This window comes from Cetobacterium sp., from assembly GCF_051653945.1.
Classification (GTDB): domain Bacteria; phylum Fusobacteriota; class Fusobacteriia; order Fusobacteriales; family Fusobacteriaceae; genus Cetobacterium_A.
The window spans coordinates 1-10,530 of record NZ_JBOFXD010000015.1 but is presented as its reverse complement, the minus strand read 5'-3'; the positions used below and the strand labels follow the sequence as shown (position 1 = coordinate 10,530).

Genomic DNA, 10,530 nt, shown 5'->3' with positions numbered 1-10,530 from the left:
CAAGCTGAATGTCGCGAGTTCGACCCTCGTCTCCCGCTCCAATTTAATATTTATCAAATGTGTCTGTAGCTCAGCTGGATAGAGCAACGCCCTTCTAAGGCGTGGGTCAGGGGTTCGAATCCCTTCAGACACGCCATTTTTTTATTTAAAAGCCGCTTTAGCTCATCTGGTAGAGCAACTGACTTGTAATCAGTAGGTGATTGGTTCGACTCCGATAAGCGGCACCATTTTGATTTTAAAAGCACGAAAGTGCTTTTTTTTTATGTTTTTTTTTTAAATATAATTAAAATTAAAGGATTTCTCCTGCTTAATTCGAATAATTTTTCAGAGTTTTGAATATAAGATAAATTTAAAAAAATTAAGATATAAGGAGGTTTTTTTATGTTACATAGAAGAAAATTTGGAGAAGAAAAAGAAGAGGAGTATATGTTTGCTCCAGATAATTCAGCAACACCTTTATTTGGAAGTTATGAATCTGCACATGTATTACCAAGAGAAAGTCTAAATGAGAAGGCAATTAATCCAAATATTGCATATCAACTAATAGCAGATGAGATGATGCATGATGGAAATCCTAGATATAATCTAGCAACATTTGTCCAAACTTATATGGAACCAGAAGCAAAACAGGTAATGATTGATGCCATTGCAACAAATGCAATAGATAAAGCTGAGTATCCACAGACAACAGAAGTTGAAAAAAGATGTGTAAATATAATAGCAAATTTATGGAATGCTCCAGAAACTGAAGAGTATATGGGAACATCTACAGTTGGTTCATCAGAGGCATGTATGCTAGGTGGAATGGCTATGAAATTTAGATGGAGAAAAAGAGCTCAGGCCTTGGGTATAGATATAAATGCAAAAAAACCAAACTTAGTAGTAAGTTCAGGGTTTCAAGTAGTTTGGGAAAAGTTTGGAGTATATTGGGATGTAGAGTTAAGAGAAGTTCCAATGATGTCATTAGATGATTTAAGATTAGATCCTAAAGCAGCAATAGCAGCATGTGATGAATATACTATAGGTATAGTACCAATAATGGGGATAACTTATACAGGAACATTTGATGATATAGTAGCTCTAGATAAAGTAGTAGAGGAGTATAATAAAACAGCAAAATTATCAGTACCAATACATGTAGATGCTGCATCAGGAGGATTATACCTACCTTTTGTAAATCCAGAATTAGTTTGGGACTTTAGATTAAAGAACGTAGTATCTATAAGTACATCGGGACATAAATTTGGATTAGTATATCCAGGGCTTGGATGGGTAATGTGGAGAGACAAAGAATACTTACCAGAGGAGTTATTATTTAAAGTAGCATATTTAGGAGCGTTCGAACCAACTTTCCAAATAAATTTCTCAAGACCAGGAAGCCAAATATGGGCACAATATTACAACTTTGTAAGATGGGGTAAAGAGGGTTATAAAGCTGTACATGAAAAATCAAGAGATGTGGGATTATTTTTAACAAAAGGATTAGATAAATTAGGAATATTTAAAATACTAAATAGCGGAGAGAATATCCCAATTGTATGTTGGATGTTAAAAGATGATCCCAAAAGAGCATGGACAGAGTATGATTTATCAGATAGATTAAGATATTATGGATGGCAATTACCAGCGTATCCATTACCAAAGAATTTTGAAGATGTAACAATAATGAGAGTTGTTGTAAGAGCTGACCAAAGTATGGAACAGATGTCGTTACTATTAAGAGATATGAAGGAATCGATAGATTATTTAGATAAACATATCACAGTTAAAAAAGAGATTAAAAAAACTGAGGATCATGTAGCAGGGTATTCACATACAGAAAAAAGAATATTAAAAAAATAATGTGTTTAATAAAAAACTGCATCCAATCTATCTGGATGCAGTTTTTCTATTTAAAGTATTATAAGTTACTAACTTTCAAAATCTCTTTAAAAATTGAAATTGTGTCTTTCAAATTTATAGATTTTAAAGATTTATCTTGCAAAACTTCATTTGAATCACTTACATAAAACAATAAATTAGTTGGATTACAAGAAGGGATTAAAGATATACCCTCTTTTAAAATCTCAATTTTAGGAAAAGGTTCGTGTTTAAAATCTTCTAATAAAATAATATCAAAGTCTTTAAAATAGTTTAAATACTGGAAAAAGTTATCATTGACTCTATCTTTTAAAAGAATATAACTGTTTTTAGAGAAGAGTAAACTTCCTTTAGCTCCAGATTTTTTATATCTATTTAACTCTTCATCTAATCCATCAAAATTGTACTCAGAATCAAATTTAATAGTAGCCACTTTAAATCCAGCATCATTAAAATGCTTTAATAACGCCTCAATTAAAAGAGTTTTACCACTATTTTTAGCACCACAAATAGCAATAAAAGGTTTATTTGCCATAAAAATAGAGTTAAATTTTAACTCTTCTTGAGTATCAATACTTCTTAAAAGTTTTTGATAGTCAAAAGTTGTATTAGATAGATTGATATATTTAACATTTAATTCAGGAAGAAGATCTTGAAGTCTATAATTTTTATCCATAATGGATCTCTCTATTGTGCTTAACGAAGATTTATTGTAGATTCCAAAAAGAGGATATGTTTTTCCTCTATTATCTTTAATAATAACAGCATCATAATCATGTGAGATAAATTGCAATATAAAATTAATAAATTCTTTCGTAATATTTGGCATATCACAAGTTGTAACAAAAATAAAATCTGATTTTGTATTTAAAAGTCCTTGGTAGATTCCTTCGATAGGGCCAGTATTATCTGTAGTATCTGTAATAATAGTACCTCTAGGTATAAGAAAATTCTGATTTTTGTTAATAGAAACCATTAAGTTTTTAAAGTCATCTAATTCTTGAGTTATTTTTTCTAAAAAAGTTCTATTCTTATCATATTTAAGTAAGGCTTTGTCTAAAAAATTCATTCTAGAACTTTTTCCTCCAGCAAGAACTAGAGCGTCAATATTTTCAATTTTATTCATATATGTTACCTCCTATGAGTTATAATTATGATGAGATGCTTATATTCTTAATAAGAACTGAAGGTGAACCAACACCAGACAGATTAAATTTCAAATCATTTCCAATAGACTCTATATTTTTTAAAAGATCGAAAAAATTTCCAGCTGAAGTAACTTGGTTTAATGGTTTTAAAATAGTACCATTCTCAACTAAAAACCCTTCTGTAGCTAGAGAAAAATCTCCTGATATAGAGTTTAAACCAGAGTGTAAGCCAGAAAAACCTGTAATTAAAACTCCATTTTGTAATTTATTTAAAAGTTCTTGGAAAGAATGTTCTCCATTTTCTAAATAAAGATTAAAAGTTGAAATTCCCATTGTTCCTTTATACCCACCTTTAGCTGCATTTCCTGTTGTTTTTACACTATCTTTTTTAGCAGTTTTTAGATTATGGAGATATGTTTTTAAAATACCATTTTCAATAAGAGATTTACACTGAGTTGGAACTCCTTCTGCATCGAAGGGAGCACTACCATAACCATCTTTTAAATGTGGATTATCAGTTATTGTAACAATAGAACTGGCAACAGCTTCTCCAATTTTACCTTTTAATTTTGAAACGCCTTTTTGAATAGCTTCACCAGAAAAAATTCCACTCATAGCTCCTAGAAGATCTGCAAAAGCGTCGTTTTCTATAATGATGTTATAAATATTGCTTTCTATAGAAGTTGAATTTAATTTATTTAAAGCTTTATTAACAGCCTCAGTAGCTAATTTTACAGGATCCATCTCTGAAAAATTTCGAGTTACGATGTATGCTGAGTCATTTTTAATAGACTCGCCATCCTGAACAACAACAGCTATATAAGCATAGATAGAGTTACCTTTATGATAAAGGTCTAAGCCTTTTGAATTTTTTATAATATTTTCTCCATATCCACTTCCAATAACACAGTAATTAACGTTTTTTACTCTAGAATCTAGTTCTAAAGCTGTTTTTTCAGCTTTTAATAAGAAGTCAATTTTTTCGTCAACTGTAATATCCTTTAAATTTGGATTAAAAGAGTTAATTTTTTCGTAAATACTTTTTTCTCCGTATATCTCAATAACATCTAAATTTTCAATAACTTTAGCATTAGAGATAGCTCTTTCTATAAGTGGTACAATATCCTCTTCTTCAATAGATTCTGTATAAGAGTATCCCATTTTTTCATTAACTTTAACTCTAAAAGAGATTCCCATATTTTGTGAGTTACTATATGTATCAATCTCACCTTTAAAAACTTTAATAGTTTCATTTTCAGAAGAGGTAAAATAAATTTCAAAATTATCTAATTTCATATTTTTAGCAGTATCAAAAACTTTATCTATAAATAATTTTATATCCATTATCTTCCTCCAACTATAATATCTTTTATTTTAATTCTAGGTTGTCCTACAATTAATAATAAGTATATTGTACGCGTATTTTTTATAGTTTAATGCTACCTTATTTTATATAAAAAAGCAAGAGTAATAGATTTTGAAAACAATTTATTTTTATATAAAGATAAACATGGTACAATCTAAATAAAATTTAAAAAAGGAGATTTTAAAAAATGCTTGAATTCGGTTACAAATTACATACTTTCTTAAATATAATCATTAATAAGTATATGTTTATAGTTTTGCTAGCTTTTTTAGCTATTATCTATTTTCTTATAAAATTTTATAGAAATACTCAAGCTGAAAAAAGATATATCTATGTAATCTCATTAATTATTATTGTTCCACTTACTGTTGTTATAATACTTAAAAATATAGAGGTTTATCTTCCAGGGGATATGATTGGTAGTTTTGATGGGTGGCTGAGTTTTTTAGGTGGATATATTGGAGCTTTGCTTACTCTTAGTGGTGTTTGGTGGCAAATAAAAGAAAATAACCTGAAAGAAGATTCTAAAAAAAATGCTGATCAAAGTGAAGCTCTTTGTTCTTTTTTTATTTTAATATCTAATTTTTCGGATAATATAAAAGAAATGTCTGAAATGTATTTAAGAAATTATTTAAAAGATGGATCAGTAACAATTTTTGATGAAAGTTTATACGACTATAATAAAGAACTCTTTTTTCAAGTAGTCAGTAAAATAGATTTGAAATTTTATAAATATGCGATTAAAATATCTAATCTTTTCTCACAAATAAATTTAAAAAAAACTAAAATAAATAGTGATGAAGTTTGTTTAGAAACATTTTTTTGTGAACAGTTAGAGGTCTATAGTATTTTACTTGATGGGATTGAATCAATTTTAGAAGATTATAAGTCATTAAGCAATGACTCTATTTTAGAAAAACTTGATAAAATTGAACAGGATATAGAAAAAGTTCAAGAATCTTATCAATCATATTTTGACTTGTCATCTAAAGAAAAAATAAAATCTATACTTTCTAAGTGCAGTTCGGAAGATGAATAAAAAAAAGAATCCTACATTAATTAGGATTCTTTTTTTATGGAAAAATATAAAATATTACTCTTTTCTAGAATTTTCTAACTTATTAATCCTAATATCATGAATCTCTACTTTAGTTACAACAGCATTTAAGTTTTTATTCATCTCTTTGAACTCTTGTAATAATTCTGTTCTAAACAAGTGGACTTGCCAAAATAAAGCTGAAGCTGCTATTATTGGAAATCCGACTGTGTTTACTAAATCTTTAAATATATTTACTCTATTCTCCATTGTTTTTTCCTCCAGGTGTTCCATATTAATTACCTTATTATTTGTCAAATTGTTTTTCCACTTCCTCCATCTTTTCAACTTTATCTTTTTTGTTTGTTAGATGTAAAACTATTTTAATTCCATGCCATAAAATCTTTGATATTGTTAGAAACTTACTCATATAGCCTCCTTAAATTCCAACATGGATATAAAAACAAGCTACATTATTTTCTGAGGCAAACGCATGAAAAGTAGTATTCGTAGCTATTTTTACATTATGTGTTACTCCATTACCTTCTGGTCTAACAGGAACTACATTTGCAAATAAAACTTGTGTTACTGGTTCAATTGGGATATTTGTTGTAGCTGTATTTATAAATGTTTGTCCTACTTGAATTTTTAATGATCCTAATTTTATAACTCTATTGTTTCCACTACCTTGAATTGACTCAGTGCAAACTTTTTCAGTACCTAAAAATAGACCTTCTTCTGTAAACCATAATAACTGATAAATACCTTTTAGGTATGCTGCAATACCCACTCTATCAATATCTGGATCTTTATGTTGACCTAAATATAAACCTAGTGTTTTTGTAAGCTTATCATATGCCATCGACATTACTTCCGAATAAGGATTTTCACCATCTTTTTTATCTGCAATAATAGTTTTTTGAGTATCTCCACTTTTACTAAGAGTAAAACTTTTTTTAGTTAAGTTTGTTATTGGAAGTCTAAAAAATTCGTAGAATAGAGGTATTATCTTTTCATAGCCTTTTCTGTTAGGGTGTACACCATCTTTTAAATACAGCGTATGATTGTATTTATTTATTCCGCTACTAGATGTCAAATCCAAAACAGGCACAGAAAACATACTACAAACTTGCTGAATTGCTTCTGAGTAATCCATTAGACAGTAACCTTTTGGATTTGTGTCTGCTCCACTAGCTCCATTCCAAAATTGTGGCAATGGTGTAAAGAAAAATATTTCTGCTCCAATATTTTTTACTTGTATTTTATTTATTATACTTTTAACTGAACCATATACGGTGTCCGTTGAAAGAGATTTAATATTACCTATTTCTGCATTAGCAACAAAATCATTAACTCCACCCCATACCAAATAGACATCAGCAATAGGAATAGAATCTACTTGAGTATGAAAAGTTCCTCTATCTTGGTTTCCAGTTGTTATAGTAGAACCTGAAACAGCAAGTGATATAAGATCAGAAAATCCAAACCAGGATTTAATTTTATTTTTCCAAAAATCAGCTTCTGGAAGTGCAGTTATACTATCTCCAATTAAACATATTTTTTTCCCATAAAATCTTTTAGATTTATCTACTAAATTAGCATATAACCCATTTTCCAATAAAATACCTTCATCATTCTCTGTTGCAATTATTCTTTTTTCAGAACTTGTGTCTCCTTCATACATATAACCTAATAATTCAACTATGTCACCATTTTCATAATTACTTTTTTTCATATTTTCAACAGTAGATTCTACGTTTCCTTTCTTAGACATATCATTTTTATACTGATTAACAGCTACGTAAACTAAATTTCCATTAGATGTAAAATCTACATGTGTAGAATTCCCAATGTAAAGTACAAAATCTCTATTTAATTCATAACGCCCGATAGTTTGATTTGGAAGAGGTGTAGTTAAATCTCCAACGTTTAAATATGCAAATAAAAACTCCTGTTCATTCCCAAACTTCGCATAAATTCCATATTCTCTAATTATTAAATCTTGCGTTACTCCTGCATTTGAAATATTAGATCTAAGTCTTACAATCTCACTATCTTCCGCTTTAACAGCTCCAAGGACATACTCTTTAGTTTTATTTACTAATCCTGTCATTCCTGACACATCAGTATTTGTTAAAACTCCATCTCCTATTTCCAATTTAGTAAAGAGAATATCTTCTCCTGCCATGGCTCTTTGAATCGCAGCAAGCCCAGCTAATGTATTTGTTAAATTTATACTTTCCATTAAATCCTCTCCTGTTTATATTCCACATTATCAGAAACCATTGTAGAATACCCATAATTTGTTTTATTGTTAATTTCTCTAAATTTTCTTACATCTTGTGTATACTCTAAAGATTCTGCTACAAACTTCGCATAAGCGTAGTTTTGAGTACCTATTATTTTTTTATAATGGCATAAACCTTCAAAATGACTTCTAGCATTTTTGGTTATGTTTACAATTTTATTTATTTTTTTTATAGAGTCAATTTGACCAAATTCTTTTTCAGTCATTATTTTAAAATGATAAGGTTCTCCTCCATATTCAAACCATTCTAAAAGTTGATATCCATCCAAAATATCATTTAACATATTTTCAACAGCCCAAGGAGTACCCTTTCTCAAATGATTTACATAACTATTTCTTATTAATTTTATTTTTTTATCTAAAGTTAGATCTTCAGAATAATAATCAACATGCCATTCCCAAAACATTTCATCCACTATTTCAGGATATGTATTTTCTAAATTTTTATAAAAATAACATTTATCAATTTTATTATTTATCCTTTTTAAAACTCTATCTATTCCATCAGATGTGGCTAAAAGCTTTTCATCAGCTAAAGAACTAGGTAAAATATCTCTAATCTTTAAATCATCTATTTTTTTCATCTTCTGCTCCCATGTACTGAATATTTATACTTGAAGGGATAGCTACTGTATTATCTGGAATCTCTGTATATGTTAAATTTGTTTCTAATCTTCTAATTCTAATATTATTTTTTCCTTGTCTACATCTATAGATTAATTCTTCAGGTAAAATATCTTTTCCTAAAGATGACTTAGTCCAATCAACCCACTCTTGAATAATCCCTTCTATAGTTTGTTTACTTTTTTCTATATCAACTAGATCCGTTTCAGATAACCAATAACTAACATCTAAAGCATAGTTGTGAATACTTGGTTTAGTTACTACAACATTATCTGTAAGGGGTCTTATTTTTTTATCGTTTAAATATTTTTTTATTTCATCTAAAACTGATTGCTCTGGAATAACTCCACCTTTTAATAATGGAAATATTTCTACAACTCCTGGAGTTGGTGATTCTACATGAACACTTATAATATTTTTGTTAGTATTCTTAACCCAAAACTCATATGCTCCACTTGGCCCTGCAACTGAATAAGACTCTGGAGTTTCTCTTCCTCTTTCTCTAAATTCCTCTTCAGATTCTGCCTCAGCTCCTCCTTGAGTATATTCAACATTTGAAACACTCTTTATATATCTTGATTCATCAATTAATTTATTTATTTGTCCTGGAATATATCCATTCCCTTTTTCTCCAGTTATATCACATATAAAAATTGCATTTTTTTCTGTTTCTCCTGGTTCAAACTCTAAGTGATCTTTAAGTAAAAAATTTGTTCCATCTCCTGCAGTTACTTTAATTCCTTTTTGAATAACTACTTTAAAATCATATCTAGATAGCAACGTTATTTTAAATAAGGCTTGTGAGGCTTTAGCTTCTATTGGAGTTACATTTTTAAACTCTCCTAATTCTTTTAAAAAATCTCCATTTGCATATCTCCATAGATTTTGTTTAAATGCTATATCATGTTTTCGTTGCTGAAGTATTAAGATATAAGTTATTACTTTTAAAAAATTATTTTGAGGTGATCCAGGAGAACATGGGCCAACCATTTCTAAATAAAGATTTATTAATTCTTGTTCTATATCTTCAGGCTTTTCTTCAAAAAAATTTAACTCCATCTTACTCCTCCACTAATTGACCTTTTATTATAGGTTTTAATCTTCCATTTATAATATCGTCATCATTTATAGTTATTGATTTTATTATAAATCTAGGTTCATATTTTTCTATTTTCAAATATATTTCTTGAGTGTAAATCATTTTAGCTTCAGCTAAAGGTTTGTCTATAGCTCTTGGAGATAATCCAAAATCTCTAGCTAAAGGAACCATTCCCTCTATTGTATTTAATAAATGAGCTATATTTTGTGATACCTCTTCTTCTAATGTTCCTGGAGATAAATTTATTCCATTATTCAAATTTAATGTAATCATCAATATGTACCTCCAGTTTTATAATCTATGTTATTTTTTCTAGGTTCAGATTTCTTGTAGGTATTATTAGATTTGATACTTGTGGGAACTACGATATTTACTTTTCTATCTCCTCCATACTCTTCTAATTGAACTTCATAATCTGCTGAAATAATCTGACCTATATTATCTATTTGCTTATCTGTTGTTTTAAAACTTCTTAAAATATAAGATTTATTTCTAAATTTCTTTCCGCCTAAAATAAAATTTATAACTTCACCTGTTGAACAATAATTATCTAGCAAGTCATATGTTCTATCTGGTGAAGTTCCAACTCTCATACTTGTTGGAATTGTTATTGTACATTTCGCAAGTTCCGAACTAATAAACTCCTGCTCTTGTTTTTTTGTTGTATGTGTTTCCCATTTTCCAGAGTTATCTTCACTTAAATTATTAAATGTTGATACTTTTTTAGAACTAACTGTAAATATTATTTCTCCTAAACTTCCTATCATTGTTCCTCCTATGGTAACGGTGGACTTGTTGGCTCTCCCTCTTTAGTTGTTGTATGTTCATGACCATTAATTGATGTAATGCTAGGTGTTATTAAATCTGTACTTTCTATATCATGGTTAAAGTTTGATTTTTCTGCATTTACATTAAAAGTTTTACAAGTTATATTTACCTCATTTACTGCTTCAATATTCAAATTTTTACACTTTACTACAATTTGATTTTTACAATCAACATTTAGCGTTGATGTTTCTTTATCATAAGAGATGATAGTTCCATCTTCATACTCAATCCCTTTTATTTTATGAGATTTTGAAAAGGATG

General features: G+C 28.7%; 11 protein-coding genes, 2 tRNA genes and 1 pseudogene. 4 read left to right on the top strand and 10 right to left on the bottom strand.

Annotation, left to right across the window (positions count from 1 at the left end; genetic code table 11):
* Nucleotides 1-59 precede the first annotated feature (59 nt).
* The 3 genes from ACRC8M_RS01745 to ACRC8M_RS01735 all read left to right on the top strand — a co-directional run bounded on the left by ACRC8M_RS01745 (nucleotide 60) and on the right by ACRC8M_RS01735 (nucleotide 1,842).
* Nucleotides 60-136, top strand: a tRNA-Arg gene (locus ACRC8M_RS01745).
* A gap of 15 nt (nucleotides 137-151) precedes the next feature.
* Nucleotides 152-227 (top strand) — tRNA-Thr (locus ACRC8M_RS01740).
* A gap of 154 nt (nucleotides 228-381) precedes the next feature.
* Nucleotides 382-1,842: a glutamate decarboxylase gene (locus ACRC8M_RS01735; RefSeq protein WP_438527553.1), complete on the top strand. Its 1,461-nt coding sequence runs from the start codon at nucleotides 382-384 to the stop codon at nucleotides 1,840-1,842.
* A 58-nt stretch (nucleotides 1,843-1,900) separates the two neighbouring features.
* Here the strand turns inward: ACRC8M_RS01735 and mobB are convergent, their stop codons facing one another.
* A complete protein-coding gene (gene mobB / locus ACRC8M_RS01730; RefSeq protein ID WP_438527552.1) occupies nucleotides 1,901-2,986 on the bottom strand; it encodes a molybdopterin-guanine dinucleotide biosynthesis protein B in 1,086 nt (361 codons plus the stop codon).
* Between the two features lie 25 nt (nucleotides 2,987-3,011).
* Nucleotides 3,012-4,352, bottom strand: a complete 1,341-nt coding sequence (locus tag ACRC8M_RS01725; protein ID WP_438527551.1) for a TldD/PmbA family protein — start codon at nucleotides 4,350-4,352, stop codon at nucleotides 3,012-3,014.
* Between the two features lie 209 nt (nucleotides 4,353-4,561).
* Between ACRC8M_RS01725 and ACRC8M_RS01720 the strand changes: the two genes are divergently transcribed.
* Nucleotides 4,562-5,413 (top strand): hypothetical protein, encoded by an 852-nt coding sequence (locus ACRC8M_RS01720; RefSeq protein WP_438527550.1) that lies wholly within the window; start codon nucleotides 4,562-4,564, stop codon nucleotides 5,411-5,413.
* Between the two features lie 54 nt (nucleotides 5,414-5,467).
* Here the strand turns inward: ACRC8M_RS01720 and ACRC8M_RS01715 are convergent, their stop codons facing one another.
* From ACRC8M_RS01715 to ACRC8M_RS01680, 8 genes and pseudogenes are all read right to left on the bottom strand, one after another.
* Entirely contained in the window at nucleotides 5,468-5,680 is a 213-nt protein-coding gene (locus ACRC8M_RS01715) for a hypothetical protein (protein WP_438527549.1), read from the bottom strand.
* 37 nt (nucleotides 5,681-5,717) lie between these two features.
* Nucleotides 5,718-5,840 carry a hypothetical protein gene (locus ACRC8M_RS01710; RefSeq protein ID WP_438527548.1) on the bottom strand — a complete coding sequence of 41 codons (123 nt, stop codon included), beginning with the start codon at nucleotides 5,838-5,840 and terminating at the stop codon, nucleotides 5,718-5,720.
* Nucleotides 5,841-5,849: 9 nt separating this feature from the next.
* Nucleotides 5,850-7,655, bottom strand: a complete 1,806-nt coding sequence (locus ACRC8M_RS01705) for an SGNH/GDSL hydrolase family protein (protein WP_438527547.1) — start codon at nucleotides 7,653-7,655, stop codon at nucleotides 5,850-5,852.
* A complete protein-coding gene (locus tag ACRC8M_RS01700; protein ID WP_438527546.1) occupies nucleotides 7,655-8,302 on the bottom strand; it encodes a phage tail protein in 648 nt (215 codons plus the stop codon). Before ACRC8M_RS01700 ends, ACRC8M_RS01705 begins: the two co-directional genes overlap by 1 nt.
* On the bottom strand, nucleotides 8,286-9,401 hold the full coding sequence (locus ACRC8M_RS01695) for a baseplate J/gp47 family protein (RefSeq protein ID WP_438527545.1): 1,116 nt from the start codon (nucleotides 9,399-9,401) through the stop codon (nucleotides 8,286-8,288). Before ACRC8M_RS01695 ends, ACRC8M_RS01700 begins: the two co-directional genes overlap by 17 nt.
* Nucleotide 9,402: 1 nt before the next feature.
* Entirely contained in the window at nucleotides 9,403-9,714 is a 312-nt protein-coding gene (locus ACRC8M_RS01690) for a GPW/gp25 family protein (RefSeq protein WP_332485287.1), read from the bottom strand.
* Nucleotides 9,714-10,208: a phage tail protein gene (locus ACRC8M_RS01685; RefSeq protein ID WP_438527544.1), complete on the bottom strand. Its 495-nt coding sequence runs from the start codon at nucleotides 10,206-10,208 to the stop codon at nucleotides 9,714-9,716. The genes ACRC8M_RS01690 and ACRC8M_RS01685 overlap by 1 nt, the downstream gene beginning before the upstream one ends.
* A gap of 8 nt (nucleotides 10,209-10,216) precedes the next feature.
* A pseudogene (locus ACRC8M_RS01680) lies at nucleotides 10,217-10,530 on the bottom strand (hypothetical protein); the annotation flags it as partial.